Annotated in this window: 27 protein-coding genes; 15 read left to right on the top strand and 12 right to left on the bottom strand. The window is 60.0% G+C overall.

Going from position 1 to position 25,511, the window contains the following annotated elements; translation table 11 throughout:
- The first annotated feature begins 69 nt into the window (after positions 1 to 69).
- Both clpS and clpA read left to right on the top strand, forming a co-directional pair.
- The gene (gene clpS, locus AC13DJ_RS09100; RefSeq protein ID WP_022987989.1) at positions 70 to 429 is read left to right on the top strand and encodes an ATP-dependent Clp protease adapter ClpS; all 360 of its coding nucleotides are present in this window, start codon (positions 70 to 72) and stop codon (positions 427 to 429) included.
- Positions 430 to 447: 18 nt separating this feature from the next.
- A complete protein-coding gene (clpA, locus tag AC13DJ_RS09095) occupies positions 448 to 2,718 on the top strand; it encodes an ATP-dependent Clp protease ATP-binding subunit ClpA (protein ID WP_199455984.1) in 2,271 nt (756 codons plus the stop codon).
- Positions 2,719 to 2,771: 53 nt separating this feature from the next.
- Here clpA and infA read toward each other — a convergent pair whose 3' ends face one another.
- The 8 genes from infA to AC13DJ_RS09055 form a co-directional block, all read right to left on the bottom strand.
- Positions 2,772 to 2,990 (bottom strand): translation initiation factor IF-1, encoded by a 219-nt coding sequence (gene infA, locus AC13DJ_RS09090; protein ID WP_014421226.1) that lies wholly within the window; start codon positions 2,988 to 2,990, stop codon positions 2,772 to 2,774.
- 81 nt (positions 2,991 to 3,071) lie between these two features.
- Complete coding sequence (locus AC13DJ_RS09085) at positions 3,072 to 3,785, bottom strand: arginyltransferase (protein ID WP_022989145.1); 714 nt, start codon at positions 3,783 to 3,785, stop codon at positions 3,072 to 3,074.
- Positions 3,786 to 4,499: a leucyl/phenylalanyl-tRNA--protein transferase gene (gene aat / locus AC13DJ_RS09080; protein WP_474539390.1), complete on the bottom strand. Its 714-nt coding sequence runs from the start codon at positions 4,497 to 4,499 to the stop codon at positions 3,786 to 3,788.
- 15 nt (positions 4,500 to 4,514) lie between these two features.
- Positions 4,515 to 5,468, bottom strand: coding sequence for a thioredoxin-disulfide reductase (gene trxB / locus AC13DJ_RS09075; RefSeq protein WP_058340030.1), 954 nt, complete (start codon positions 5,466 to 5,468; stop codon positions 4,515 to 4,517).
- Between the two features lie 54 nt (positions 5,469 to 5,522).
- Positions 5,523 to 6,434, bottom strand: a complete 912-nt coding sequence (locus AC13DJ_RS09070) for an AAA family ATPase (protein WP_482933408.1) — start codon at positions 6,432 to 6,434, stop codon at positions 5,523 to 5,525.
- Positions 6,435 to 6,441: 7 nt separating this feature from the next.
- On the bottom strand, positions 6,442 to 7,347 hold the full coding sequence (locus tag AC13DJ_RS09065) for a carbon-nitrogen hydrolase (RefSeq protein ID WP_094624184.1): 906 nt from the start codon (positions 7,345 to 7,347) through the stop codon (positions 6,442 to 6,444).
- Positions 7,344 to 8,396, bottom strand: coding sequence for an agmatine deiminase family protein (locus tag AC13DJ_RS09060; protein WP_279627992.1), 1,053 nt, complete (start codon positions 8,394 to 8,396; stop codon positions 7,344 to 7,346). Before AC13DJ_RS09060 ends, AC13DJ_RS09065 begins: the two co-directional genes overlap by 4 nt.
- A gap of 103 nt (positions 8,397 to 8,499) precedes the next feature.
- On the bottom strand, positions 8,500 to 8,802 hold the full coding sequence (locus tag AC13DJ_RS09055; RefSeq protein WP_022989139.1) for a hypothetical protein: 303 nt from the start codon (positions 8,800 to 8,802) through the stop codon (positions 8,500 to 8,502).
- A gap of 273 nt (positions 8,803 to 9,075) precedes the next feature.
- Between AC13DJ_RS09055 and AC13DJ_RS09050 the strand changes: the two genes are divergently transcribed.
- Positions 9,076 to 10,320: a lipoprotein-releasing ABC transporter permease subunit gene (locus tag AC13DJ_RS09050; RefSeq protein WP_094624182.1), complete on the top strand. Its 1,245-nt coding sequence runs from the start codon at positions 9,076 to 9,078 to the stop codon at positions 10,318 to 10,320.
- Positions 10,313 to 11,023, top strand: coding sequence for an ABC transporter ATP-binding protein (locus tag AC13DJ_RS09045; protein WP_094624181.1), 711 nt, complete (start codon positions 10,313 to 10,315; stop codon positions 11,021 to 11,023). Before AC13DJ_RS09050 ends, AC13DJ_RS09045 begins: the two co-directional genes overlap by 8 nt.
- On the opposite strand, the gene AC13DJ_RS09040 is transcribed toward AC13DJ_RS09045, so the two are convergent.
- Complete coding sequence (locus AC13DJ_RS09040) at positions 11,011 to 11,556, bottom strand: DUF2062 domain-containing protein (RefSeq protein ID WP_094624180.1); 546 nt, start codon at positions 11,554 to 11,556, stop codon at positions 11,011 to 11,013. The two genes, AC13DJ_RS09045 and AC13DJ_RS09040, sit on opposite strands and share 13 nt — an antisense overlap.
- 140 nt (positions 11,557 to 11,696) lie before the next feature.
- On the opposite strand from AC13DJ_RS09040, the gene AC13DJ_RS09035 reads away from it, so the two are divergent.
- The 9 genes from AC13DJ_RS09035 to murB all read left to right on the top strand — a co-directional run bounded on the left by AC13DJ_RS09035 (position 11,697) and on the right by murB (position 20,525).
- Positions 11,697 to 14,075, top strand: a complete 2,379-nt coding sequence (locus AC13DJ_RS09035) for a DNA internalization-related competence protein ComEC/Rec2 (protein WP_094624179.1) — start codon at positions 11,697 to 11,699, stop codon at positions 14,073 to 14,075.
- A 72-nt stretch (positions 14,076 to 14,147) separates the two neighbouring features.
- On the top strand, positions 14,148 to 14,774 hold the full coding sequence (locus tag AC13DJ_RS09030) for a MotA/TolQ/ExbB proton channel family protein (protein WP_022989133.1): 627 nt from the start codon (positions 14,148 to 14,150) through the stop codon (positions 14,772 to 14,774).
- Between the two features lie 5 nt (positions 14,775 to 14,779).
- Positions 14,780 to 15,205 (top strand): ExbD/TolR family protein, encoded by a 426-nt coding sequence (locus AC13DJ_RS09025; protein ID WP_094624178.1) that lies wholly within the window; start codon positions 14,780 to 14,782, stop codon positions 15,203 to 15,205.
- Entirely contained in the window at positions 15,202 to 16,974 is a 1,773-nt protein-coding gene (msbA, locus tag AC13DJ_RS09020; RefSeq protein WP_094624177.1) for a lipid A export permease/ATP-binding protein MsbA, read from the top strand. Before AC13DJ_RS09025 ends, msbA begins: the two co-directional genes overlap by 4 nt.
- Positions 16,971 to 18,032, top strand: coding sequence for a tetraacyldisaccharide 4'-kinase (gene lpxK / locus AC13DJ_RS09015; protein ID WP_058340705.1), 1,062 nt, complete (start codon positions 16,971 to 16,973; stop codon positions 18,030 to 18,032). Before msbA ends, lpxK begins: the two co-directional genes overlap by 4 nt.
- Positions 18,025 to 18,213, top strand: a complete 189-nt coding sequence (locus tag AC13DJ_RS09010) for a Trm112 family protein (protein ID WP_022989129.1) — start codon at positions 18,025 to 18,027, stop codon at positions 18,211 to 18,213. Before lpxK ends, AC13DJ_RS09010 begins: the two co-directional genes overlap by 8 nt.
- A gap of 17 nt (positions 18,214 to 18,230) precedes the next feature.
- On the top strand, positions 18,231 to 19,016 hold the full coding sequence (kdsB, locus tag AC13DJ_RS09005; protein ID WP_094624176.1) for a 3-deoxy-manno-octulosonate cytidylyltransferase: 786 nt from the start codon (positions 18,231 to 18,233) through the stop codon (positions 19,014 to 19,016).
- On the top strand, positions 19,009 to 19,500 hold the full coding sequence (locus AC13DJ_RS09000) for a low molecular weight protein-tyrosine-phosphatase (RefSeq protein WP_022989127.1): 492 nt from the start codon (positions 19,009 to 19,011) through the stop codon (positions 19,498 to 19,500). The genes kdsB and AC13DJ_RS09000 overlap by 8 nt, the downstream gene beginning before the upstream one ends.
- Complete coding sequence (gene murB, locus AC13DJ_RS08995) at positions 19,497 to 20,525, top strand: UDP-N-acetylmuramate dehydrogenase (protein WP_094624175.1); 1,029 nt, start codon at positions 19,497 to 19,499, stop codon at positions 20,523 to 20,525. Before AC13DJ_RS09000 ends, murB begins: the two co-directional genes overlap by 4 nt.
- A 72-nt stretch (positions 20,526 to 20,597) precedes the next feature.
- On the opposite strand, the gene AC13DJ_RS08990 is transcribed toward murB, so the two are convergent.
- Positions 20,598 to 22,331, bottom strand: coding sequence for a proline--tRNA ligase (locus tag AC13DJ_RS08990; RefSeq protein ID WP_094624174.1), 1,734 nt, complete (start codon positions 22,329 to 22,331; stop codon positions 20,598 to 20,600).
- Between the two features lie 214 nt (positions 22,332 to 22,545).
- Here AC13DJ_RS08990 and AC13DJ_RS08985 point away from each other — a divergent pair, with 214 nt between their 5' ends.
- Positions 22,546 to 22,785 (top strand): hypothetical protein, encoded by a 240-nt coding sequence (locus AC13DJ_RS08985; RefSeq protein ID WP_289100863.1) that lies wholly within the window; start codon positions 22,546 to 22,548, stop codon positions 22,783 to 22,785.
- On the opposite strand, the gene AC13DJ_RS08980 is transcribed toward AC13DJ_RS08985, so the two are convergent.
- The gene (locus tag AC13DJ_RS08980; protein ID WP_094624172.1) at positions 22,773 to 23,270 is read right to left on the bottom strand and encodes an Lrp/AsnC family transcriptional regulator; all 498 of its coding nucleotides are present in this window, start codon (positions 23,268 to 23,270) and stop codon (positions 22,773 to 22,775) included. The two genes, AC13DJ_RS08985 and AC13DJ_RS08980, sit on opposite strands and share 13 nt — an antisense overlap.
- Before the next feature lie 137 nt (positions 23,271 to 23,407).
- On the opposite strand from AC13DJ_RS08980, the gene leuA reads away from it, so the two are divergent.
- On the top strand, positions 23,408 to 25,102 hold the full coding sequence (leuA, locus tag AC13DJ_RS08975; RefSeq protein WP_022989122.1) for a 2-isopropylmalate synthase: 1,695 nt from the start codon (positions 23,408 to 23,410) through the stop codon (positions 25,100 to 25,102).
- A 102-nt stretch (positions 25,103 to 25,204) separates the two neighbouring features.
- Here leuA and AC13DJ_RS08970 read toward each other — a convergent pair whose 3' ends face one another.
- Positions 25,205 to 25,414, bottom strand: a complete 210-nt coding sequence (locus AC13DJ_RS08970; protein WP_022989121.1) for a cold-shock protein — start codon at positions 25,412 to 25,414, stop codon at positions 25,205 to 25,207.
- Positions 25,415 to 25,511: the final 97 nt, after the last annotated feature.

Raw genomic sequence — 25,511 nt, 5'->3', positions numbered from 1 at the left:
TCCGGCTTGAAAAGCCGCAGTCGGGCAACCACATTTAGTCAGGAAACCGAATAACCGGTAAACAGAACCATGCGGACAATTAAGAATTCTCTACTAGTATTCAATCAGGGGGAGGACGAACAGCCAGGGCGCCATGAGGGGGTCAGTGTTGCGCCTGAAAAGCCTGCCCTGAAGCGCCCGGCCCGATTCAGGGTGGTGCTCCTGAACGACGATTACACACCCATGGACTTCGTGGTGGAAGTATTGATGAAGTTCTTCGGAATGAATGAGGAAAAGGCGACGCAGGTGATGCTGCTCGTCCATACGCAGGGAAAAGCCGTATGTGGGGTATATACCCGTGACATCGCAGAAACAAAGGCGGCACAGGTGAATCAGTATTCTTCGGAATGTGAGCATCCGCTCCTTTGTGAGATTGAACGTGCTGACTGATAGACGGCGGGGTGGCCCATGCTGAGCAAAGATCTTGAAATTACGCTGAATACGGCCTTCAAAAATGCCCGGGACAAGCGTCATGAGTTTATGACCGTGGAGCATTTGTTGTTGGCCCTTCTCGACAACGAATCGGCGGTGGGCGTTCTCAAAGCCTGTGGTGCAGACCTCCAGCGGCTCGAGGAAGAGCTGGTCGAATTCGTGGATTCAACCACACCTCTGATACCGAGCACCGACAGCGAACGCGAAACCCAGCCGACACTGGGCTTCCAGCGTGTGCTGCAGCGGGCGGTATTCCATGTGCAGTCTTCCGGCAAGAAAGAAGTCACCGGCGCCAACGTACTGGTGGCGATTTTCAGTGAGCAGGAAAGCCAGGCGGTGTACGTGCTGAAGAAGCAGAACATTGCCCGGATCGATGTGGTCAACTTTGTCTCCCACGGAATTTCCCGGGTACAGGGTGCAGAAGACCAGGACGGTTTGGATCATTCCGCCCACGAAGAAGCCGGAGAAGAAGGCAGCCAGTCCAGCCCGCTGGACAGCTACGCAACCAACCTGAATGAACAGGCACGGCAGGGCCGGATCGACCCGTTGATCGGCCGCGAGCACGAAGTGGAGCGGGTGGTGCAAATCCTGGTGCGCCGCCGCAAGAACAACCCCTTGCTGGTGGGCGAGGCCGGTGTCGGTAAAACCGCCATCGCCGAGGGCCTGGCCAAGCGCATTGTTGACGGCCAGGTGCCGGATATCATCTCCGATGCGGTGGTGTATTCCCTCGATATGGGCGCGTTGCTGGCCGGTACCAAGTACCGCGGTGATTTCGAAAAGCGCCTGAAGGGCCTGCTAAGCGACCTGAAAAAACAGGATCATGCCATCCTGTTTATCGACGAGATCCACACCATCATCGGTGCCGGTTCGGCATCCGGCGGTGTGATGGATGCCTCGAACCTGCTCAAGCCGATGCTCAGTTCCGGCGAACTTCGCTGCATCGGTTCGACAACGTTCCAGGAATTCCGGGGAATCTTCGAGAAAGACAGCGCCCTGGCCCGTCGCTTCCAGAAAATCGATGTGAACGAGCCGAGTGTTGAAGATACCTACCAGATTCTCAAAGGCCTGAAGCCGAATTTCGAGAAACACCACGACCTGACCTACACCGACCAGGCCCTGCGCGTGGCTGCAGAGCTGGCGGACCGGTACATCACCGACCGCCACCTGCCGGACAAGGCCATTGACGTGATCGACGAAGCCGGTGCCCGGCAGCGGCTGCAACCGGAAGACAAGCGCAAGAAAACCATCGAAGTTTCGGATATCGAAGACGTGGTGGCGAATATTGCGCGCATTCCGCCGAAGAACGTTTCCACCAGCGACAAAGACCTGCTGCGTAACCTGGAGCGGGACCTGAAAATGGTGGTGTTCGGGCAGGATCCGGCCATCGAATCCCTGGCTACGGCCATCAAGCTGGCCCGCGCCGGCCTGAAAGCACCGGAAAAGCCGGAAGGTGCCTTCCTGTTTGCCGGGCCGACCGGTGTTGGTAAGACGGAAGTGACCAAGCAGCTGGCCAAGGTTCTGGGCATCGAACTGGTTCGCTTCGATATGTCCGAATACATGGAGCGCCATACCGTATCGCGGTTGATCGGTGCGCCTCCGGGCTATGTCGGTTACGACCAGGGCGGCCTGCTGACCGAGGCGGTCAACAAGCATCCGCACTGTGTGTTGCTGCTGGATGAAATCGAGAAGGCGCACCCCGAGGTGTTCAACCTGCTGCTGCAGGTGATGGACCACGGTACCCTGACCGATAACAACGGCCGCAAGGCGGATTTCCGCCACGTGATCCTGGTGATGACCACCAACGCCGGCGCCGAGAGCATGGCTCGCCGTTCCATCGGCTTCAGCGAGCAGGACCATAGTACTGACGGCATGGAAGTGATCAGCAAGACCTTCACGCCGGAGTTCCGTAACCGCCTGGATGGCATTATCCAGTTTGCTGACCTGCAGAAGGCCACCATTACCCATGTGGTGGACAAGTTCCTCACCGAGTTGCAGGCGCAACTGGACGAGAAACACGTGGTGTTGCATGTGGATGAAGCTGCCAAGGTGTGGCTGGCCGAGAAGGGTTACGATGTGACCATGGGCGCACGCCCGATGGCGCGTCTGATCCAGGACAAGATCAAGCGGCCACTGGCCGAGCAGATCCTGTTCGGAAGCCTGGCAGAGAAGGGTGGGGATGTGTTCATCCACCTGAAAGGCGACGAGCTGGTGTTCGAGTACGAGAACGAGCCGGCAGAAGCCCTCTGAAGCAACAAAAAAGCCCCGCACTTGCGGGGCTTTTCAGATGTCACTCGAGCAGATTAACGGGCGCGGTATACGATGCGGCCCTTGCTCAGGTCATAGGGAGTCAGCTCAACCTTGACCTTGTCTCCGGTCAGGATGCGGATGTAGTTCTTGCGCATTTTTCCTGAGATGTGGGCAGTCACAACGTGGCCGTTGGACAGCTCAACGCGGAACATGGTGTTGGGAAGGGTGTCGATAATAACGCCTTCCATTTCAATGACATCTGATTTCGCCATTCAGTAGAAACCTCGTTCGGAATGCTTTTCGGTGATTTTAAATTGCGCAATTCTGCCTGAATTCTTGCCGTTTGGCAAAAGTCAGTCTGATTGCAGTTCTCGCCAGTGCCCGTCGCGCAGCGCTTCGATGGGTTTGAAACGGGTTTTGTAGTTCATTTTACGGCATTCCCGGATCCAGTAACCCAGGTACAGATGGGGCAGGCCGCGGCGCCGGGCTTCTTCAATCTGCCAGAGTACGGCAAAGGTGCCCAGGCTCCGGTCTTCCAGTTCCGGAGCAAAAATGGTGTAGATGGCGGACAAGCCGTCATCCAGCAGGTCGACCGCTGCCAGGCCGGCCAGTTCGTCTCCCAGGGAAATTTCCAGGAACCAGGAGTCGGTGGCGCCGTCTACCAGGAACGATGTGAACTGCTCCCTGGAGGGCGGGTACATATCGCCATCCCGGTGGCGCTCTTCAATGTAGTGGGCGTACAGCCGGTAATAACGCTCGCTGAAAGCGGCGGGCACCAGGCGGCACGACAAGTCTTCATTCTTGCGCAAGACACGGCGCTGGTTACGGTCCGGCTGGAACTGATCTACCTTCAGGCGTACCGGCACGCAGGCATTGCAATGTTCACAATGGGGGCGGTAATAGTGGGAGCCACTGCGCCGGAACCCCAGTGCAGTCAGTTGGCTGTAGAGTTTCTTGTCGACGTTGGCCCTCGGGTCCACAAACATGGTGGTGGCTTCGCGATCCGGCAGGTAGCTGCAGTCATGGGGCGGCGTTGCGAAGAAGACCAGCGTTCTGAGATTGCTCATTCATTCCTCCGGCCCGGGCCAGCGCCAGTTGAAGGCCCAGTCTTCCTTTTCCGGTTTTTGATCCACGTACTTCCCGAGTATAGATAAAAACTCGTCCCTGGGAATAGTTCGCGCACCCATGCTGAGCAGATGGTCGCTCTCGACCTGGCAATCCATCAGTCTGTAACCCCATTGTGCCAGCTGACGGGCCAGGTGCACCATCAAAACCTTGGAAGCATTGGTTTCCAGGGAAAACATGGATTCACCGAAGAAGCAACGCCCCAGGGCAAGGCCGTACATGCCCCCGGCCAGCTCACCCTTGCGGTTCCAGACTTCGATGGAGTGTGCGGTGCCGTGCCGGTGCAGGTCGGTATAGGCCTGGATCATGTCGTCGGTAATCCAGGTGCCTTCGGCGCGGGTGGTGGCACACAACCGGATGATGCGGCTGAAGCATCGGTCTGCGGTAACCTCGAACCGGTGCTGGTTCAGGGTGCGGCGCAGGCTGCGGGATACGTGGACTTCGTCCGGAAACAGGACGCAACGGGGATTTGGGGACCACCAGAGAATGGGCTGGTCGTCGCTGAACCAGGGGAAGATGCCGTTCCGGTAAGCCAGCAGGAGCCGGCCCCGGGACAGGTCGCCACCCACGGCGAGAAGACCGTCCGGATCGTCCAGTGCTTCGTCGGCCGGAGGGAACCAGAGTTCCTCCGGCTCCAGCCAGGGTAGAGAGGTCATTCCGTGTGGGCCGTTTTAGTCCTGCTGGTCCAGGAATTTCTCGGCATCCAGGGCGGCCATGCAGCCGAAACCGGCGGAGGTAACAGCCTGGCGGTATACGTGGTCGGCTACGTCGCCGGCGGCGAATACGCCCGGAATGCTGGTCTGGGTGGCCATGCCGTTCAGGCCGGACTGGATACGCAGATAGCCGTTGTCCATGTCGAGCTGGCCTTCGAACAGGCTGGTGTTCGGCTTGTGGCCGATGGCGATGAATACGCCGGCCAGGTCGATGTCCCGGGTGCTGCCGTCTTCGGTGCTCTTGATGCGCATGCCGGTTACACCGGTGCCGTCGCCCAGTACTTCATCCAGGGTGTGGTTCCATACGATCTTCACGTTGCCGTTCTCGGCCTTTTCGAACAGCTTGTCCTGCAGGATTTTCTCGGAGCGCAGCTTGTCACGGCGGTGCACCAGGGTCACTTCATCGGCAATGTTGGACAGGTACAGGGCTTCTTCAACGGCGGTGTTGCCACCACCGATCACAGCGACTTTCTGCTTGCGGTAGAAAAAACCGTCGCAGGTAGCGCAGGCTGATACGCCCTGGCCCTTGAACTTCTCTTCGGATTCCAGGCCCAGGTACATGGCCGAGGCGCCAGTAGCGATGATCAGGGCATCGCAGGTGTACTCACCGCTGTCGCCCTTGAGGCGGAACGGGCGATTCTGCAGGTCCGCTTCGTTGATGGTGTCGTACACGATGCTGGTTTCGAAACGCTCGGCATGCTTCTGCATGCGCTGCATCAGTTCCGGGCCCTGAACGCCGTCGTTGTCGCCCGGCCAGTTGTCCACGTCTGTGGTGGTGGTGAGCTGTCCACCCACTTCAATGCCGGTAATCAGGGTCGGGTTCAGGTTGGCGCGGGCGGCATAGACTGCTGCGGTGTAACCTGCGGGGCCGGAACCAAGAATGATCAGTCGGGAGTGCTGTGTTTCGCTCATGGGAATCTCGCTGGTATGTGATATGTAATCTGGATGTATGAGGCCGGAGCCGGATTATTCAAGTACCGAGACCGTGGTCAGCAGCTGTCGCACCCGCTCTTTGCTCTTGCCGGATTCGCCTTGCTCAAGCCGGTGCTCGGCCACGGAGGGGAACACCGCCTGGACGTCGTCTGGCAGCACGTGGTCGCGCCCTGCCATCAGGGCCCAGGCCTTGGCGGCCCTCAACAGCCCGAGGCCGGCTCGCGGCGACAGGCCGTAGACCAGGCCCGGCATGCGCCGGCTTTGTTCAAGCAGTCGCTGCAGATAGTCCAGCAGGGCAGGGCTGGCGCTCACTTTTTCAACAGCGGCCTGAGCCGCTTCCAGTTCAGGTTGGGGCAGTATGGCCTGCAGCCGCCCAGTGATGGCCCGGCGGCCTTCGCCTTCCAGTAGCTCCCGCTCGGCTTTCGGGTCCGGATAGCCCAGCTGCAGGCGCATCAGAAAACGGTCGAGCTGGGATTCCGGCAGCGGAAAGGTGCCGCCCTGTTCAATGGGGTTCTGGGTGGCAATCACAAAGAACGGAGAGGGCAGTGGCCGGGTTTCGCCCTCAATGGATACCTGGCGTTCTTCCATGGCTTCCAGCAGCGCACTCTGGGTGCGGGGCGAGGCCCGGTTGATTTCGTCTGCCAGTACCACCTGGGCAAAGATCGGGCCCGGGTGAAACACCAGGCTGCCGGCCTCCCGGTCGTACATGGAGTAACCCAGAACATCCGCGGGTAGCAGGTCGTTGGTGAACTGGATGCGCTGATAGCTCAGCCCCATGATCTTCGCCAGGGCATGGGACAGTGTGGTCTTGCCCATGCCCGGAATGTCTTCGATCAGCAGGTGGCCGCGGGCCAGCAGGCCACACAGGGCCAGGCGGATCTGGTTGTCTTTGCCCAGCAGAATCTTGTTGAGCTCGGCAACCACGCTGTCCATTTTCTGTTTCATGCAGGCCTCAGTCCCGTACCCGTTTGAGAATGTCGTCGTAGGCATCAATGCGCCGATCCCGAAGATACGGCCAGATACGCCTGACGGATTCAGTCCGGTCGCGGTCCAGCGTGGCGGTCAGAATACATTCGCTTTCATCGTCGGCCCGGGCCAGGAATTCGCCCTGGGGCCCGCAGATAAAGCTGTTGCCCCAGAAGCGGATGCCGTCGCCCTGGCCGGACGGGTCGGGTTCAGTGCCCACACGGTTGGGGGCAATCACCGGCAGGTTGTTAGCCACCGCGTGGCCCCGCTGAACAGTCACCCAGGCTTCCAGCTGGCGGGCCTGTTCGTCGGCTTCGTCGGTAATGTCCCAGCCGATGGCCGTGGGATAGATCAGGATTTCCGCGCCGGCCAGCGCCATCAGGCGGGCGGCTTCCGGGTACCACTGGTCCCAGCACACCAATACCCCGAGCTTTCCGACGGAGGTATTGATCGGGGTAAAGCCGCTGTCGCCATTGTTGAAGCGGGCGTCGCCCGGGGTGAAATAGAACTTTTCGTAGAAGCCCGGGTCGTCCGGGATGTGCATTTTCCGGTAGATCCCGGCCAGGCTGCCGTCGGTATCAAACACTACCGAGGTGTTGTGATACACCCCGTTCATCCGGCGTTCGAAGATAGAGCCTACCAGCACAATGCCCAGCTCCCTGGCCAGCTCCGACAGGCGGTTGCTGGTGGGGCCCGGAATGGGTTCGGCGAGTTCGAAAACGGCGGTGTCTTCGGTCTGGCAAAAATACAGGGTGGCGTGCAGTTCCTGAAGTACCACCAGTTGCGCACCCCCGGTGGCGGCTTCCCGCACCAGTTTTTCGGAGGTTGCCAGGCTGGCGGCTTTGTCGTTACTGCACTTTTGCTGGATAGCAGCGATTTTCAGCTGGCTCATAGGGAAACGACTCCGGCAGGAATCTGCATGGTGACACAGTGCAGGCTGCCATGCTGGTGGATCAGTGGACGGCAGTTAACGGGAATGATTTCCCGCTCCGGGAAGATCTCACCCATGATGCGAATGGCTTCCGGATCTTGCGGCACATCGTAGACCGGCAAAAGAACTGCATCGTTGATAATCAGGAAGTTGGCATAGGTGGCCGGCAGGCGCTCGCCCTCTTCGTCATAGATGGCATCGGGCCAGGGCAGAGCGGTCAGTTTGTAGGGGCTGCCATCCTGCTGGCGGAACTCCTGCAGTTCCTCTTCCATGGCGGCCAGGGCGCTGTAGTGTTCGTCTGCCACATCCGGACAGGTGACATAACAGATGTGGTCCGGGGCGCAGAAGCGGGCGAGGGTGTCGATGTGGCTGTCGGTGTCGTCGCCGGCCAGGTAGCCGTGGTTCAGCCACAATATGCGGTCTGCGCCCAGTAACTCGGAGAGCCGATGTTCGATGTCTGAGCGATCAAGGTCCGGGTTGCGGGTGGGGGTCAGCAGGCATTCGCTGGTGGCCAGGATGGTGCCCTGGCCGTCAGACTCAATGGAGCCGCCTTCCAGGACAAAATCCACCGCTTGCATCGGTGTCTTGCCGAATACGCCTGCATTGGCCAGGTGTCGGTTGAGGGCGTTGTCTTTCTCCCAGGGGAATTTGCCGCCCCAAGCGTTGAAGCTGAAATCCAGAAGCGTGGCGCTGTCAGCATCGGTAACGGTAATGGGGCCGTGGTCCCGTGCCCAGGTGTCATTGGCCGGGGCCGGTACGGCCACAACGCGGCCGGGGAGATGGTTGTCTTCAGCGTACTGGTTCAGTTCCTGCCCCAGCTTTTGCAGCCCGGCCACAAACTCGCAACTGATTACCAAATGTTCAAAGCGCAGTACCGCTTTGGCGATGTCGAGGAAGACCTGTTCTGCATCTGCCATCATCCGGGCCCAGTCGGTTCCGGGGTGAGGCCAGGTCAACATTACTGCGCTCTGGGGAGCCCATTCCGCAGGCAACACTCGTCTGGAAGTCACTGTTATCTGCCACCTTGGTTCGCAAAAAGCAGTCATTCTATCTGACCGCTAAGGCAACGTCAGGACATGGGCAATGAAAAACCGGTGTATTGCCCCCGGCCGGTTATTTGCGGCGCTTCATGACCGCATGGATAACCCGGTCGTGTTCCAGGTACACCACGAAGTCCTGGTAGTGCCACTGGGTAATCGGTGGCTGGCCAACCGGGCCCCGAATCTCCATAGGGGCACCCCAGCGGCTTTGCACGGAACCCCCGGTCATGCCGTTGGCCGGCATTTTGACAAGGCTGCGGTCGGCCTGGCTGCCAACCGGGACGGTCAGTTGTTCTGCGTGGGCCTGGGGCAGGGCTGCAACCGCCACTGCTGCGGCCATGGTAAAGGCAGCGACCAGGTTCCGTTTGTTGTTCATAGATGGCTCTCCACTGATGCCGGAATGCTGTGGTGTGTCCACGGAATGTGTATAAAACGTAATATCCCGAAAATATTAGCAAAAGTCAGTATATTTTCGAGAGTTTATCCGGTTTGCCCCCGTGTTTTCAGTCATTGGATCACATCGGGGGCAAATTTGCGGGCAGGCTGCCGGCCATGGTGCGGCGGGTGGTGCGGTTGCAACGCATTTTGATCCAAGGCGATAATGCGCGCCGGCATCTACCCCTCTGAAAGTGGCGACAGGCACCTCCTAATGTTCAGACCCTTATCGTTTTATATAGGCCTGCGATACACGGCCGCCAAACGGCGCAATCACTTTATTTCCTTTATTTCCCTGACCTCCATGATCGGCCTTATGCTGGGTGTGGCGGTGCTGATTATTGTGTTGTCGGTGATGAACGGCTTCGACCGGGAGCTCAAGCAGAGAATTCTCGGCATGGTGCCCCACGCGACCATTCAGGGCGCCAATGGCCCGCTGGAAGACTGGCAGCAGGTTGACCAGTTGGTGCAGGAACACCCCAGGGTGCTGGCGGCTGCGCCGTTTATCCAGGGGCAGGGCATGGTGACCGGTGGCGGCAATGTGCGCGGGGTGATGCTCAGCGGTGTTCTGCCGGAAGAAGAAGCCTCGGTTTCGATCATCGAGAACCACTTTATTGAAGGTGGGCTGGACGATCTCAAATCCGGTGAATTCGGCATCATTATCGGCCGGTTGATGGCCAACAGCCTGCGGTTGGCGATTGGCGACAAGCTGACGGTGGTGTTGCCGGAAGCGTCGGTGACTCCGGCCGGTGTGCTGCCCAGGCTCAAACGCTTCACCGTGAAGGGTATTTTCAGTGTCGGCGCAGAACTTGATGGCAACTACGCCCTGATTCACATGGACGATGCCGCGCGGCTGATGCGTACCGGTGGCAAGGCGGAAGGTGTGCGCTTGCTGGTGGATGATCTGTTTGCCGCGCCCCGTGTGGTTAACCAGGTGGCCCAGGAGCTGGGTGGCCGCTATTACGTATCCGACTGGACCCGCACCCACGGCAACCTGTTCCAGGCTATCCGCATGGAAAAAACCATGATCGGCTTGTTGCTGATGTTCATTGTGGCGGTGGCTGCCTTCAATATTGTGTCCACCTTGGTGATGGTGGTCACCGACAAAACTGCGGATATCGCCATTCTCCGAACCATGGGGGCGACTCCGGGCCGGATCATGCGCATTTTCATTATCCAGGGGGCGGTAATCGGCGTGTTCGGTACGCTGGTCGGTACCACCCTGGGCGTGCTGGGCGCACTCAACATCAGCGGCATTATTGCCTGGCTGGAAAGCGCCATGGGGCACCAGTTCCTGAGCGCGGATGTGTACTTCATCAGCTATCTGCCATCGCAGCTGCAGTGGCAGGATGTGTTTATTATCAGCGGTGCCGGCCTTGCCATGAGCCTGCTGGCAACGATTTACCCGGCCTGGCGTGCATCGCGGGTCGAACCGGCGGAGGCTTTGCGCTATGAGTAATGTCACAGCGAACGAGGCAGGCAAGCCTCTAGTGATCGACTGCCGGCAGGTGACCCGAACCTACAGTGAGGGCCCGGAGAAGCTCACGATTTTCTCTGACATCTCGCTGGAGGTGACGCCCGGAGAAACCGTTGCCATTGTCGGTAGCAGCGGTGCAGGCAAGACTACCCTGCTGAACCTGCTGGGCGGGCTGGACAAGCCCTCGTCCGGCCAGATCGAGATTTGTGGCCAGAACATTCACAAACTCTCGGAAGCCGGTCGGGCCCGCTTCCGTAATCGCCATCTGGGGTTTGTGTATCAGTTTCATCACCTGTTACCAGAATTCTCCGCACTGGAGAATGTGATGCTGCCCTGTGTGTTGGGTGGCTTGTCGCCGGCCCAGGCCCTTCCGAAAGCTGAAGCGCTTCTGGGGCGTGTGGGCCTGACGGAGCGGCTTCGTCATAAGCCGGGTGAACTGTCAGGCGGAGAGCGCCAGCGCGTGGCCATTGCCCGTGCCCTGGTGAACGAGCCGGATTGCGTGTTGATGGACGAGCCTACCGGTAACCTGGACCAGCACACCGGTGAGGGGATTCGGGCTTTGATCGAGGAGCTGCGTGATCAGTCCGGCATCGCGTTCATCATGGTGACACACGATATGACCATGGCCCGGAGTCTGGGGCGGGTGTTGCGCCTGGAACAGGGCCGGCTGGTTCAGGAAGTCTGATTACCAGGGGCGCGGCCAGCGCGCCTGGCTATGCGTCTGTGGCGCCAGTCGGTGCGGATTTTTCGCCGCCACAGATACTGGATGCCCAGATAGGCGAGGCAGGCACAGAGGGTGGCGATGATCAGTGACCCCAGGTACAGCGGAATGCCGATGTCCACCAGGCGGTGGCTGATCCAGTGCCAGGTAAGTTCGAATTCAAAGTCGAGCACCGGGCGATCCAGCAGCCAGGCCCCGAGTTTGTAGTTGAAATAGAACATGGGCGGCATGGTCAGCGGGTTGCTGATCCACACCAGTGCCACCGACAAGGGCAGGTTGGCGTTGATCCAGATGGCACAGAAGGCCGCGGCCAGCATCTGAAAGGGCATAGGAATAAAACAGAACCAGACGCCGACCAGGAACGCCCGTGCTACGCAATGCCGGTTGATGTGCCACAGGTTGGGTTCATGGAGGATATCGCCCAGAAAGTGCAGCGAACGCATGGCGCGCACTCTCTCGGGGCTGGGCAAATACCGTTTCATGAACTTCTTCGGCATTGGAAGTTCGGCCTGTTGCGTTGCAGTGAAACACCACTGACAAACGGAAATTGTCAGCTTTTACCAGAGGAGGACAGGGAGTGTCCGGGCAAGTTCATAATGGCTGTGAGCGCATAAAACCGGCGCTGGCCGCATCCTGCATGGTCGCCTTCTCTAGCGGCGTTATCTTACTGTATTGGCTGACAGTCTTACCACCTTATACATGGTTGTTTGTGCTTACCTTCATGGTTGGTGCCGCCGCGTTTTGGGGGCGGGGCAGCCGGTTCTCCAGTCTCTGTTTATTGGTTTGTTTCGGGTTGCTGGGCCTGCTCTGGGCCACCTGGCATGCCGATGGGCGCCTGGCAGAGCGGTTGCCCCAGGGGCTTGAGGGCGAGCAGGTGACAGTCTCCGGTCATCTGTGCAGCCTTCCTCAACCGGGCAGCTTTGGCAGTCTCCGTTTCAATTTCTGTGTCCAGCGCTGGCACGAACCTGCGACGGTGCCCGAAGGCACCCGCTTGCCGGAAACCCTGCGGCTGGCCTGGTACGGGCGTGACGGTAAAGACCTGCCTGAGCACCGGCTGCGCCTGGAAGTGGTCCTCAAACGCCCACACGGCAACCTGAACCAGGCCGGCTTTCGCTACGAGGACTGGCTGTTTCGAAACGGCTTCCGGGCCACTGGCAGCGTCAGGAGCGTTGCCCCGGAGCCCGGGCTTGCCTGTGGCTGGCACTGCCAATACCGGGCCTGGCACCAGTCGGTGGCGGCTGTGGTGGAAGACTGGTTTGGTGAGGCACAACAGTTTCCCCTGATTGCATCGCTGCTGATCGGTAACCGCGGGCATTTGGAAAACGCCCATTGGGATGCCCTGAAAGCCACCGGCACCATTCACCTGGTGGCTATTTCCGGCCTGCATCTGGGTTTGGTGGCGGTAGCCGTGGGGTTGCTCGGGCACCGGCTGTTGTTGCTGGTGCCATCGGGGTGGGTGTCCGTTCATCAAGGCCGGGTGGCGGTGTTTGCGTTGGTGATGCTGTGCAGCCTGGCCTATGCCCTGCTGGCGGGGTTTACGGTACCTACCCGCCGGGCCTTGATCATGGTGGTTGTGGGTGGCTGGTATCTGTTGATGGCCCGGGAAGCCAGTGCCTGGCAACCCTTTATGGCGGCGCTGTTCCTGGTGTTGCTGCTGGATCCATTTGCGCCGCTGGATCAGGGCTTCTGGCTTTCCTTTGGTGCGGTGGCGGTGTTGTTGCTGGTGTTTGCCGGCAGGGTATCGGCTCCGGGCTGGCTGAAAGGCCTGGTGCTCGCACAATTTGCGGTGTTCGCCGGTTTGTGGCCGGTTCTGTTGCACTTCGGCCTGGGCCAGCCGTTGGCTGGATTGCTGGCCAACCTGTTGGCCATTCCCTGGGTGTCCCTGGTGGTGATGCCGGTGTTGTTTGTGGGTGCGTTGCTGTCGGCGCTGTCCGGCGGCGGGTTGTCGGGCTTCGCGATGGTGCTGATGGACGGGGCACTGGCATTGCTTTGGGGCTGGCTTGAGTGGGTCCAGGTTCTGGACTGGCCTGTGCCCGGAGGAGGCAAGGTTGCGCAATCCGGCTTGCTGGTACTGGTGGTGGTTGTCATGATCCGGCTGCCGGTGCCCGGGTTCCGGCCCGCGGCATTCGCTGCCATCGCCTTATGGAGTCTTGCGGCGCTGTACCATCGCGAGCCGGAGAACTCGTCAGTGGCGGTTCCGGAAATTCGCATCCTGGATGTGGGGCAGGGGCTGTCAGTTCTGATCCGGGTGGATGACAAGGTTCTGCTCTATGACACCGGCCCGGAGGTGAAAGGCGTGTTTTCTGCGGCCGATTCGGTGTTGATACCGGAGCTGAGCGCCCGGGGTATCCGGCGGATAGACCACCTTGTGCTGAGCCATGCCGATAACGACCATGCCGGCGGCTTGCCTGTGTTGCTCGATACCTTCGATGTGGTGAGGATATCCAGCGGTGAAGCCGGGGAGTTATCCGGGAGTTTGGACGGCCTGCGCCTTGTGCATGACTGCCCGGCAGTCGCTGAGCACTGGGGAGACCTGGAGCTGGCATTCTGGCAAGCGCCGGATGCAAGGGCGGGTAATGATGCATCCTGCGTGCTCCGGGTAAGCCATGGGTTGTCCGATACCGAGATCTGGCTGACCGGTGATATCAGCGACGGGGTAGAAGCCCGGATGCTGGCGGACCCGGAGCTGGACTGGTTCCACCGGCAGCCGGCCCACCGCCTGGTGCTGGCACCCCACCATGGCAGCAAAACCTCGTCGTCAGAAAGCTGGGTGGAAACTCTGCGGCCCGACCAGGTCATCTACACCGCCGGATATCGCCATCGTTTCGGACACCCCCATCCGGAGGTGACGGCCCGCTATCGCCAGGCTGGAGCCCGGGCGTTGAATACAGCCTGTTCCGGTCAGATTGCCATTACCTTGCCGGCGACAGGCCCGGAAATCGAAGAAATCCGCCATTCCGCACCCTTCTGGGTAGCCGCTCCGGGCCTGGCCCGTGACCAATGTAATATACCGTGACATTCCGGGTGTGGCCTGCACCGGCAGCTATGCTAAAGTAGCGCGGCTTGTAATTAATCAGGGAGATCAAGCGTGTTCGAGCTGTTGAAAGCCGGTGGCATCCTGATGGTGCCTATTGTTGCCTGTTCCATTCTGGCCCTTGCCATCGTTCTGGAGCGATTCTGGTCTTTGCGTGCTTCCCGCGTAGCGCCGCCGCAATCGATCAATGAGCTCTGGCGCTGGATCAAGAAAAAAGAGCTTAACGGTCGCAAGCTCAAAGCCTTGCAGGGCTCCTCTCCGCTGGGCCGGGTTCTGGCCGGTGGTCTGATCAATGCCAAGCATGGCCGTGAGGTCATGAAAGAAAGCATCGAACACGAAGCTAGCCAGGTTATCCACGAGCTGGAACGGTTCCTGAACCCGCTGGGAACCATTGCTACCATTACCCCGCTGCTGGGTCTGTTGGGGACGGTTATCGGTATGATCAAGGTATTCGCCGAGATCCAGCTGGCCGGTGTCGGTAACGCAGGCAACCTCGCAGGCGGTATTTCCGAAGCCCTGATCACCACGGCTGCAGGCCTGAGCGTTGCTATTCCGGCACTGATCTGCCATCGCTATTTTATCCGCCGCGTTGACGAGCTGGTGGTTAACATGGAACAGGAAGCCATAAAGCTGGTGGAAGTGGTTCATGGTGACCGTGAAATCGACGTGGAAGGAGCCTGAACACAGTGAAGTTCAAGCGCCAACGAAGCCAGGAAGTCGGGGTAGACCTGACGCCACTGATCGACGTGGTGTTTCTGCTGCTGATTTTCTTTATGGTATCCACCACCTTTACCCGGGAAAGCCACCTGGAAGTGGAATTGCCGCAAGCCAGTGGTGATCCGGCAACGCCGTCTGAAGTGCGCCAGATTGACGTGGTGATCAATGTCGAAGGCCAGTACATCCTGAATGACAGGACATTGGTGAACAACCGGCGCGAGACCCTGGAGCGGGGTGTCAGGGAACTGGCTGAGGGAGATAGCAACCTGCCGTTTATCATCACGGCAGATGCCCGTACTCCCCACGAATTTGTTGTGCGCGCCATGGATGTGGCCGGTCGCCTGGGGTTTGCGAAACTGAGCATAACCACAGAGCGGGAGGCTGACAGCCAGTGATCGATTTAAGGCCGGAACCGCTCAAAGCTCCGCCGGTTGGAAGCTGGACAACCTACAAGCGCCTGCTCACCTACGTAAAACCTTTCTGGCTGGCGTTTTCGCTGGCGGTGCTGGGCAACATTATCTACGCGGCGGCGTCTACCGGTATGGCGGCAGCCATGGAGTATGTGATCACCGCCATCGAAAACCCCACCGACCAGAACCGGATGCTCCTGACCGGCCTGATCGTTGGTGTGTTTGCCCTGCGCGGCCTGGGTACCTTCTTCAGTCAGTATTTCATCAGCTATGTGGGCCGTAATGTCATCAACGCCCTGCGTAACGATGTTTTTGACCGGCTGATGACCCTGCCATCCCGTTACTTCGACGACAACGCCGCCGGCCGGCTGGTGTCCAAGCTGACGTTCAACGTGGAGCAGGTGGCGGAAGCGGCCACCAATGCCATCACCATTACCCTGCGCGAAGGCCTGACCATTGTCGGCTTGCTGGGCTTCATGCTGTACACCAACTGGAAACTGACCCTGGTGTTCCTCACCGTGGGGCCGGTGATTGGTTTCGTGGTCAGCTATGCCAGTAAACGCTTCCGCCGGATCAGCAAGCGCATTCAGGGCTCCATGGGTGATATTACCCACGTGGCCTCGGAGTCCATCACCGGTTACCGGGTGGTGCGTACCTTTGGAGGCGAAGACTACGAGCGGGAGCGTTTCCGCGATGTCAGCGAGCGCAACCTGAAGCAGAGCCTGAAAATGGCTTCCACCCAGGCCATCAGTGTGCCGGTGATCCAGGTGCTGGTGGCAATTGCCATTGCGGCCCTGGTCTGGACCATGCTGGCCCCGGAAATTCGCGGTGAAATGACCACCGGACAACTGGTTGCTTTTATCACTGCAGCAACCACCATGGCGAAGCCGATCCGCCAGGTAACTTCGGTGCACGCCAAGATCCAGAAGGGTGTGGCCGCCGCCTACGACGTGTTCGAAACCATGGACGAACAGCCGGAAGAAGACCGTGGCGGATTCGCGCCGGAGCGGGTGGAAGGCCGTATCGAGTTTGACCAGGTATCTTTCCGCTACCGCGACCAGCTGGATAACGTACTGGAAGGCATTTCCCTGAGCATTCCGGCGGGCCAGAGCGTTGCCCTGGTCGGGCGCTCCGGCAGTGGCAAGTCCACACTGGTGAGTTTGTTGCCCCGGTTCTACGAGTTCACTGGCGGTGATATCCGCATCGACGACCATTCCCTGAAAGAATTCTCCCTGCAGGCGCTGCGTTCGCAGATTGCCCTGGTAAACCAGAACGTGGTGCTGTTCAACGACACCATCGCCGCCAACATTGCCTATGGCGCGTTGCGGGATTGCAGCCGTGAGGAGATTCGGGAAGCAGCGGCCAAGGCCCATGCCCTGGAGTTTATCGACCGCATGCCGGAAGGGCTGGATACCATGATCGGCGATAACGGTGTGATGTTGTCGGGTGGTCAGCGACAGCGGCTGGCCATTGCCCGGGCGCTGCTGAAGAACGCGCCGATCCTGATTCTGGATGAGGCCACTTCGGCGCTGGATACCGAGTCTGAGCGGCATATCCAGGAAGCGCTGGAAACGGTCATGGAAGGGCGGACAACGCTGGTGATTGCGCACCGTCTTTCCACTATCGAGAAAGCCGACCGGATCCTGGTGATGGACAAGGGCCACATTGTTGAATCCGGTAACCACGACGAACTGCTGGCGGCCGATGGCGCCTATGCCCAGCTGCACCAGATTCAGTTCAGCGAGCAGGCATGAGTACCAGCCTGGTCGATCGGCTTTGGTACGGGCGGGGCAGGCCACTGGCCCTGCTGACGCCACTGGCCTGGCTTTACCGGGCGGTGTCGGAATCCCGGCGCCGGAAGGCCTGGCAGGCCCGTAACGAATCCCTCCCGGTACCCGTGGTGGTGGTGGGTAACATCACCGCCGGTGGCACCGGCAAGTCGCCCCTGACCGCCCGGCTGGTGCAGCGCATGAAGCAGGAAGGCTGGAAACCGGTCATTCTGAGCCGGGGCTACGGCGGCAAAAGCAATCACTACCCCCTGTTAGTCAGTGAAGGCACTTCGCCGGGTGTGAGCGGTGATGAGCCCCTGATGCTGGCCCAGGCAACCGGTTGCCCGGTGGTGGTGGATCCGGAACGGTGCCGGGGCGCTGCCTGGGCACTGGAGAACGGTCTGGGCGACGTGCTGATCTGCGATGACGGACTGCAGCACTACCGGCTGCCAAGAGATATCGAGCTGGCGGTGTTTGATGCCCGGCGGGGCATCGGCAACGGTGCGATTATTCCGGTAGGCCCATTGCGGGAGCCGGTCGAGCGCCTGGGCAGTGTCGATTTTGTCATCCTTAACGGCGCCGGATTCCCCGAAGCAGGTGAGACCCTGGACAGCTTTGCCGGCGTTGACCATCCGGATATCCATGCCATGGAGCTGGTGCCCTCCGCCCTGGTGAACCTGAATTCCGGTGAGACCGTGCCCCCGGAAAAGCTGAAAGGCAAACCGGTACGGGCGGTGGCAGGTATCGGCAACCCCGGGCGATTCTTCGACACGCTTCGTGGCCTGGGTGCCCACGTTAATGAAGTGCCATTTCCTGACCATCACCATTTCCGCCCGGAAGACCTGGCCTCCGGCGCCCTGGAGTGGCTGGTGATGACCGCCAAGGATGCGGTGAAATGCCGTGGCTTTGCGCCAGACAACGCCTGGGTGTTGACGGTAGAGGCCCGGGTATCGGAACCTTTTGAACAACGTTTTATCGAGCGGCTCAGGGAGTGTTCCGGGCAGCTGAAACCACATGATACCGAGAGATCTGACCATGGATAAGAAACTGCTGGGCCTGCTGGCCTGCCCGGTCTGCAAGGGTGAACTCAAGCTTAACGAAGCCCGCACCGAACTGATCTGTTACCAGGATGCCATGGCATTCCCGATCCGTGAGGGTATTCCGGTGATGCTGGCGGTTGAGGCACGGACACTGAGCACCGACGAACGTCTCGACAAGCACTGATCTGTACGGGGTAGTCCATGTCTTTCACCGTTGTTATCCCGGCCCGTTACGCTTCCAGTCGACTGCCCGGCAAGCCCCTGGCAATGATAGCCGGCAAGCCGATGATCCAGCATGTGTGCGAACGCGCGGCAGAAAGCCGTGCCAGCCGCGTGGTGGTTGCCACCGATGATGCCCGCATTGAAGAAGCCTGCAGGGGGTTCGGAGCCGAGGTGGTGATGACCTCACCGAACCACGCCAGTGGCACCGACCGGCTGGAAGAAGTGGCCCGCAAGCTTGAGCTCGATGCCGACCACCGGGTGGTGAATGTACAGGGCGACGAGCCGCTGATTCCACCGGCCCTGATCAACCAGGTGGCCGAGAACCTGGAGCTGTACCCGGAAGCCGAGATCGCTACGTTGTGCGAGCGGCTCCACGATGCCCGCCAGGTGTTTAATCCGAATGTGGTGAAAGTGGTGTTCGACGCCCGTGGTATGGCCCACTATTTCAGCCGTGCGCCCATTCCCTGGGCCCGGGATTTCTGGCCGGCCAATGCGCCAGCGGTGGATGTAGACCTGCCCGACGGTGTGGGTTATTTCCGCCATATCGGCATCTATGGTTACCGCGCCAGCGTGTTGCGGCAGTTCGTCACCTGGCCGCCTGCGCCTACCGAGCAGGTAGAGGCGCTGGAACAATTGAGGGCGCTGTACAACGGCGCCCGTATCCATGTGGACATTGCCGAGCGGCCACCGGCGGCTGGCGTGGACACCGAAGAAGACCTGGCCCGGATTCGGGCATTGCTTGAAGCGGGAGGGCGCTATGTCTGATGCAGCATCTGGAAAAGTCAGCGTTCTGTTTGTCTGCCTGGGTAACATTTGCCGCTCGCCGAGCGCGGAGGGCGTATTCCGGCAGCTGGCCGCAGAACAGGGCTTGCTGGAAAGCCTGCATATTGATTCCTGCGGCACCGGTAACTGGCACATCGGCAAGGCCCCGGATGCCCGCGCCACCGCCGCAGCGGAGCGTCGCGGCGTCGATATTGCGGAGCTTCGGGCGCGGCAGATCCAGGCCGAAGATCTTGACCGGTTTGACTATGTGCTGGTGATGGACCGTTCCAACCTGGCCGATGTACGGGATATCTGGAACCAGAACGGTGGCACAGAGCCCCGGCTGTTCCTGGAGTTCGGTCGATCCGGCCATGCCGAGGTGCCAGACCCCTACTACGGCGGTGAGGACGGCTTCGAGCAGGTGCTGGACCTGATCCATGAGGCCAGCGAAGGCCTGCTGGAATCCATCCGGGAGCGGCTGGCTTGAGCCGACTGCCCGAGATCCGTGAGCAGGTCAGCCTGCAAGGCCTGAACACCCTGGCAGTGCCGGCTAAGGCCCGTTATTTTGCGGATATTACCACCGCCGACGAGCTTGAAGCGGCCCTTGACTGGGCCCGCGAGAATGGCCAGCAAACGCTGGTACTCGGTGGTGGCAGTAACCTGGTCTTCGCCGGGGACTTCAACGGTCTGGTGCTGCACATGGCGCTCCGGGGTCGTACCTGGGAGCAGGTGCGGGAAGACGACGCGGTACTGGTGCTGGCGGCCGGGGAAAACTGGCACGATGCGGTGCTGTATGCGGCCCGCTCTGGTTACCGGGGTATCGAAAACCTGGCACTGATCCCCGGCACCGCTGGAGCCGCGCCTGTCCAGAACATCGGTGCCTACGGGGTGGAGCTGTGCGACACCCTGAAAACGGTCACGGCCCTGGATCGCACGACCATGGAAGTGGTCGAGTTACCGGCGGCCGACTGCGAGTTCGCCTACCGGGACAGCCTGTTCAAGCATCAGCCCGGTCGTTACATCATTCTTGAAATCCGCCTAGCCCTGTCCCGAACCGAGCCGATGAAACTCGGTTACCGTGACTTGCAGGAGTACCTGGGATGCGAGGAAACTGATCAACTGACGCCCCTGGCTGTGGCGGAAGCGGTGATGGCAGTTCGCCGCCGAAAACTGCCGGACCCGGCTGTGCTGCCCAATGCCGGAAGCTTCTTCAAGAATCCGGTGGTCAGCCAGGCGCAATTTGAAGATATCGTTAGCCGTTTCCCGGACGTGGTGTCCTACCCGGTCGCCGAAGGCGTCAAACTGGCGGCAGCCTGGCTGATCGACCAGGCCGGCTGGAAGGGTTACCGGAACGCAACGGTCGGCGTGCATAACCGCCAGGCACTGGTGCTGATCAATCATTCCGGGGGCAGCGGGCAGGACATCCTGGCACTGGCGCAGGAGGTGCGGGAATCGGTGCGGAACAAGTTCGGGGTGGGGCTGGAGCAGGAACCGGGTATCGTCGGTAACTGAGACTTTGTTGCAGTGTTACCTGTCTTCAGCGAGCGGCCAAGCCGGCCACCCGCCAAAGACCAGACGGGCGGGTCAGAGCCCGCCTTTGGGTGAGGCCTTCACCAGGAAGGGCAGGGCTTCTTCCAGGGCAATATCCTGTTTATCTTCATCGCGACGGCCCTTGTATTCCAGGGTACCGGCCGCCAGGCCCCGCTCGGAAACCACAAACCGGTGCGGAATGCCCATCAGTTCCATGTCCGCAAACTTCACGCCCGGGCGCTCGTTCCGGTCATCCAGCAACACATCGTAGCCAGCCTGGCGAAGTTGTTCGTAAAGCTTGTCACCGGCTTCGGCCACTACGGCGTTCTTGTGGGCGTTCAGGGTAACGATAGCCACTTCGAACGGAGCAATGGCGTCGGGCCAGATAATGCCCTTGTCATCGTGGTTCTGCTCAATGGACGCCGCCACGATGCGGGACACACCAATACCGTAGCAGCCCATCTCCATGATCACGGCCTTGCCGTTCTCGTCCAGTACAGTGGCATTCATGGCCTGGCTGTACTTGTTGCCCAGCTTGAAGATGTGGCCCACTTCGATACCGCGGCGGATCTCCAGTGTGCCCTTGCCGTCCGGGCTCTGGTCACCTTCCACTACGTTGCGCAGGTCTTCCACCCGGCCCAGGGCTACATCACGCTCCCAGTTCACGCCGGTCAGGTGATAGTCATCCTTGTTGGCACCACATACGAAGTCCGCCAGGTGGGCGGCACTGCGATCGACAATGACCGGCACCGGCAGGTTAACCGGGCCGATGGAGCCGGGATTACAACCAATGGCTTCCACGATTTCTTCATCGGTGGCCATGGTCAGCGGCTCGGCAATGCCGGCCAGGTTTTCAGCCTTGATCTCGTTCAGGGTGTGGTCGCCGCGCAGGATCAGCGCCACTAGGCCGGATTCGCCGTTCTCGTCGGCTTCGCCTTTTACCAGCAGGGTTTTCACGCTGCGCTCTGCCGGCAGGCCCAGGAACGTAGACACCGCTTCAATGGTTTTCTGGCCCGGGGTGTGTACTTCCTGCATGGCTTCGCCCGGTGCTGCGCGTTCGCCCGCCGGAGCCACGGCCTCGGCTTTCTCGATGTTCGCGGCGTAGTCACTTTCGGTGCTGAACACGATGGCATCTTCACCGGAGGAGGCCAGCACGTGGAACTCGTGGGAAGCGCTGCCGCCGATAGAACCGGAATCCGCCTGCACCGGGCGATAATCCAGGCCCAGCCGATCAAAGATGTTGCAGTAGGTCTGGTGCATCAGCTGATAGGTATCATCCAGGGACGCCGCGTTCACGTGGAACGAGTAGGCGTCTTTCATGATGAATTCCCGGGCGCGCATCACACCGAAACGCGGGCGGCGCTCGTCGCGGAACTTGGTCTGGATCTGGTAGAAGTTGGCCGGCAGTTCCTTGTAGCTCTTGAGCTCGTTACGGATCAGGTCGGTGATGACTTCTTCATGGGTCGGGCCGAAGCAGAAATCCCGGCCATGGCGGTCGTTCAGGCGCAGCAGTTCGCCGCCGTACTGCTCCCAGCGGCCGGATTCCTGCCACAGTTCTGCGGGCTGAACGGCGGGCATCAGCACTTCCTGGGCACCGCTCTTGTCCATTTCTTCACGAACAATCCGCTCTACCTTGCGCAGGGTACGTAGCCCCATGGGCAGCCAGGTGTAAAGGCCGGCGGCCAGTTTGCGGATCATGCCGGCGCGCAGCATCAGCTGGTGGCTGATGATCTCGGCATCGGCGGGGGTCTCTTTCTGGGTGGCAATCAGGTAGCGGCTTGCTCGCATGGTGTCTTCCGTTTTTTGAAATCCGGGGTTAAGACTAATTGGCAGGTCTGTTGGCCTGACTCTGCCTTTCTTTGTCGTAAAGTGGGCGTTATTGTACGGAGCCTGCTGCACAAGGTACAGATAATGACTGACGAATCTATCGACGTAACACCACGCCGAAAGCCCGTACAGGCCGGCCATCGTCCACGCCATTGCCGAAGGCCATGTGGAGAAAATGGAACGTGCACTCCGGGAGAAGCTGCCGCAACTTGGCCTGGATGCACGCCTGCAACAGGAATACCCTGACCTGCCGGATGACCGCCGCTGGAATGCCAGCCTGTTACTGCCGCGGGCGGCCGGGTCCATTCTGCGCCTGGCAGCGACACTGCCGGACCAGCAGGGCCGGCAACTGGTCGGTGAACTGAAAGTGATGACCCAGGCCTATGTGGCCGAGCTGATCCGTCAGGAAAGGTAGCCCAGGGGCAGGGCGGTGCTGTCGATTACCCGCCGCAGAACAAAGCTGGAATGCACGCCACTGACCCCCGGGATACGGGTAATCCGGTTCAGCAGGAACTGGTGATAGTGGTCCATGTCGGGCACCACAATCTTCAGCATGTAGTCGGCGCTCTGGCCGGTAATCAGGTAGCACTCCTGGACTTCCGGGTATTCGGCAACCTGTTCCTCGAAGGCGGCAAACCGCTCCGGTGTGTGCCGGTCCATGCCGATCAGGGTAATCGCCGTCAACGCCAGCCCCAGTTTCTTGTGATCCAGGATGGTCACGGTGCGGATGATGATTCCCGCTTCCTCCAGGGCCCTGACCCGGCGCAGGCAGGGCGACGGCGATAACCCCACCTTTTCGGCCAGCTGCTGATTGGTCAGCGAACCGTCTTTCTGCAATTGTTCGAGGATTTTCCTGTCTGTTTTGTCGATTTGTATCAGGGTCTTTTCTTTTGTGGGCATTTTATTCTTTATAACCTTTAAAGATGGCAATTATATGTCGTAAAGTTAGTGAAAGCGCCCCGAAATAGCAACCAAATAGCGCCGCAGCGGCGTTAGAATGGTGTCATTACACAGACCCGTGAAAGGAATTGTCAGATATGGCCTTTGATCATCGTAAATACGTTGCCTTCAAGCCGGTTGCCAAGAAAGACCGCCGCTGGCCCGACCAGGTTATCGAAAAAGCCCCCACCTGGTGTGCCGTTGACCTGCGGGATGGTAACCAGTCCCTGATCAAGCCCATGTCCGTTGCCCAGAAGCAGCGTTTGTTCGATTTGCTGGTCAAGCTTGGCTTCAAGGAAATCGAAATCGGTTTCCCGGCGGCCAGCCAGCCGGACTTCGATTTCTGCCGCAAGCTGATCGAGGAAAACCGCATTCCTGAGGATGTGAAAATCCAGGTGCTGACCCAGGCCCGCCCGGAACTGATCGAGCGCACCTATGAAGCGCTGGCAGGTGCGAAGCAGGCGATTGTGCACGTGTACAACTCCACCTCTACGGTGCAGCGGGAGCAGGTGTTCGGCCTGGATCGTGACGGTATCCGCGAGATTGCCGTAAATGGCGCCACCCTGGTGAAAGAAATCGCGGCTCGCCACCCGGATACCGACTGGACCTTCCAGTATTCGCCCGAGAGCTTTACCGGCACGGAGCTGGACTTTGCCGCGGAAGTGATCAATGCCGTCACCGACGTCTGGCGTCCGGACCAGGGCCAGCCGGTCATTATCAACCTGCCGGCCACGGTGGAGATGTCCACGCCCAACGTGTTTGCCGACCAGGTAGAGTGGATTTGCGAGAACATTCGCTACCGCGAGCACATCAGCATCAGCCTGCACACCCATAATGACCGGGGTTGTGCGGTTGCCGCCGCGGAGCTGGGTGTCATGGCCGGCGCTGACCGGGTGGAAGGTACCCTGATGGGCAATGGTGAGCGCACCGGTAACATGGACCTGGTGACCATGGCCATGAACCTGTACTCCCAGGGCATCGACCCGACCCTGGATTTGTCCGGCATGGCGGAAATCACCGAGGTGGTGGAAGCCTGTACCGAGATTTCCACTCATCCGCGCCATCCGTATGCAGGTGAGCTGGTATTTACCGCCTTCTCCGGCAGTCACCAGGATGCGATTCGCAAGTGTCTGGCACGGCGCAAGGAAGGCGACGTCTGGAACGTGGCCTACCTGCCGATCGACCCGTTCGACGTGGGTCGCCGGTACGAAGAAGTGGTGCGCATCAACAGCCAGTCCGGTAAGGGTGGCGTTGCCTACGTGCTGGAGCGGGACTATGACATTACCCTGCCGCGCTGGTTGCAGATCGAGTTCAGCAAGGTGGTGCAGCGTGAGGCCGAAACCAATGGTGGCGAGATCGATTCCCACACCATTCACCGGTTGTTCGAAGACCGCTATCTGAAGGTGTACGGTGACTGGTCATTGCGTTCGTATGACCTGCACCGGGACGAAGATGGCGTGCGCGCAGAAGTGGTTGTAGGTGGCGAGAAGGCACCGGTTACCCTTGAAGGGCGTGGTCTGGGTGCAGTAGAAGCGGTGTCGGACGGTCTGGCCAAGCGCTTTGGTGTAACCGTCGCCGTAGAGGCCTATGACGAGTTTGCGCTGGGTGAGGGCACCAACGCCAACGCACTGGCGTGTATCCGCCTGACGGCCAATGGCCAGCACTGCAGCGCTGCGGCCCTGGCGGAAGACACCACCTCGGCGACCCTGCAGGCCCTGTTCTCTGCTGTGGCCCAGGCCGTAGGTACGGAAATGCCGGCAGCCAAGGCGCCGGAACCGACTGAAACCGCCTGAAGACTCCGGCGATCAAGCCAGAACGCAAAACGGCCGGCAAATTTGCCGGCCGTTTTGTTTTCCGTCTGCCCGTGAGGGGCATCCGGCGGGAAACACGCGCCCTTACAGAGGGGTTACGTTTTCCGCCTGCGGGCCTTTCGGGCCCTGGGTAACGGTAAACTGTACCTGCTGGCCTTCAGCCAGGGTACGGAAACCGTTTGAGTTGATTGCACTGTAGTGAACGAAAACGTCACTGCCGCCTTCCTGGGCGATGAAGCCAAAGCCCTTGGATTCGTTGAACCACTTCACGTGGCCGGTTTTGGTATCGGACATCGATCTTTCCTGTCTTACTGAAATTTGCCCTCACGGGACCTTCATTTTTGCACTTAGGCAGTTATGAGCTGAAACATCCGGAGCGTACTGAGGAAGG

The sequence above is a fragment of the Marinobacter sp. L-46 genome, assembly GCF_056859535.1.
Note: the sequence above shows the minus strand (reverse complement) of the source record. Positions and strands in the feature narration are given on the sequence as shown.

Coding starts and splice junctions, on each gene's coding strand:
- clpS (WP_022987989.1), top strand. CDS start 70: ATGCGGACAATTAAGAATTCTCTACTAGTATTCAATCAGGGGGAGGAC.
- clpA (WP_199455984.1), top strand. CDS start 448: ATGCTGAGCAAAGATCTTGAAATTACGCTGAATACGGCCTTCAAAAAT.
- infA (WP_014421226.1), bottom strand. CDS start 2,990: ATGGCGAAATCAGATGTCATTGAAATGGAAGGCGTTATTATCGACACC.
- AC13DJ_RS09085 (WP_022989145.1), bottom strand. CDS start 3,785: ATGAGCAATCTCAGAACGCTGGTCTTCTTCGCAACGCCGCCCCATGAC.
- aat (WP_474539390.1), bottom strand. CDS start 4,499: ATGACCTCTCTACCCTGGCTGGAGCCGGAGGAACTCTGGTTCCCTCCG.
- trxB (WP_058340030.1), bottom strand. CDS start 5,468: ATGAGCGAAACACAGCACTCCCGACTGATCATTCTTGGTTCCGGCCCC.
- AC13DJ_RS09070 (WP_482933408.1), bottom strand. CDS start 6,434: ATGAAACAGAAAATGGACAGCGTGGTTGCCGAGCTCAACAAGATTCTG.
- AC13DJ_RS09065 (WP_094624184.1), bottom strand. CDS start 7,347: ATGAGCCAGCTGAAAATCGCTGCTATCCAGCAAAAGTGCAGTAACGAC.
- AC13DJ_RS09055 (WP_022989139.1), bottom strand. CDS start 8,802: ATGAACAACAAACGGAACCTGGTCGCTGCCTTTACCATGGCCGCAGCA.
- AC13DJ_RS09050 (WP_094624182.1), top strand. CDS start 9,076: ATGTTCAGACCCTTATCGTTTTATATAGGCCTGCGATACACGGCCGCC.
- AC13DJ_RS09045 (WP_094624181.1), top strand. CDS start 10,313: ATGAGTAATGTCACAGCGAACGAGGCAGGCAAGCCTCTAGTGATCGAC.
- AC13DJ_RS09040 (WP_094624180.1), bottom strand. CDS start 11,556: ATGCCGAAGAAGTTCATGAAACGGTATTTGCCCAGCCCCGAGAGAGTG.
- AC13DJ_RS09035 (WP_094624179.1), top strand. CDS start 11,697: ATGGTCGCCTTCTCTAGCGGCGTTATCTTACTGTATTGGCTGACAGTC.
- lpxK (WP_058340705.1), top strand. CDS start 16,971: ATGAGTACCAGCCTGGTCGATCGGCTTTGGTACGGGCGGGGCAGGCCA.
- AC13DJ_RS09010 (WP_022989129.1), top strand. CDS start 18,025: ATGGATAAGAAACTGCTGGGCCTGCTGGCCTGCCCGGTCTGCAAGGGT.
- kdsB (WP_094624176.1), top strand. CDS start 18,231: ATGTCTTTCACCGTTGTTATCCCGGCCCGTTACGCTTCCAGTCGACTG.
- AC13DJ_RS09000 (WP_022989127.1), top strand. CDS start 19,009: ATGTCTGATGCAGCATCTGGAAAAGTCAGCGTTCTGTTTGTCTGCCTG.
- AC13DJ_RS08990 (WP_094624174.1), bottom strand. CDS start 22,331: ATGCGAGCAAGCCGCTACCTGATTGCCACCCAGAAAGAGACCCCCGCC.
- AC13DJ_RS08985 (WP_289100863.1), top strand. CDS start 22,546: ATGGAACGTGCACTCCGGGAGAAGCTGCCGCAACTTGGCCTGGATGCA.
- AC13DJ_RS08980 (WP_094624172.1), bottom strand. CDS start 23,270: ATGCCCACAAAAGAAAAGACCCTGATACAAATCGACAAAACAGACAGG.
- leuA (WP_022989122.1), top strand. CDS start 23,408: ATGGCCTTTGATCATCGTAAATACGTTGCCTTCAAGCCGGTTGCCAAG.
- AC13DJ_RS08970 (WP_022989121.1), bottom strand. CDS start 25,414: ATGTCCGATACCAAAACCGGCCACGTGAAGTGGTTCAACGAATCCAAG.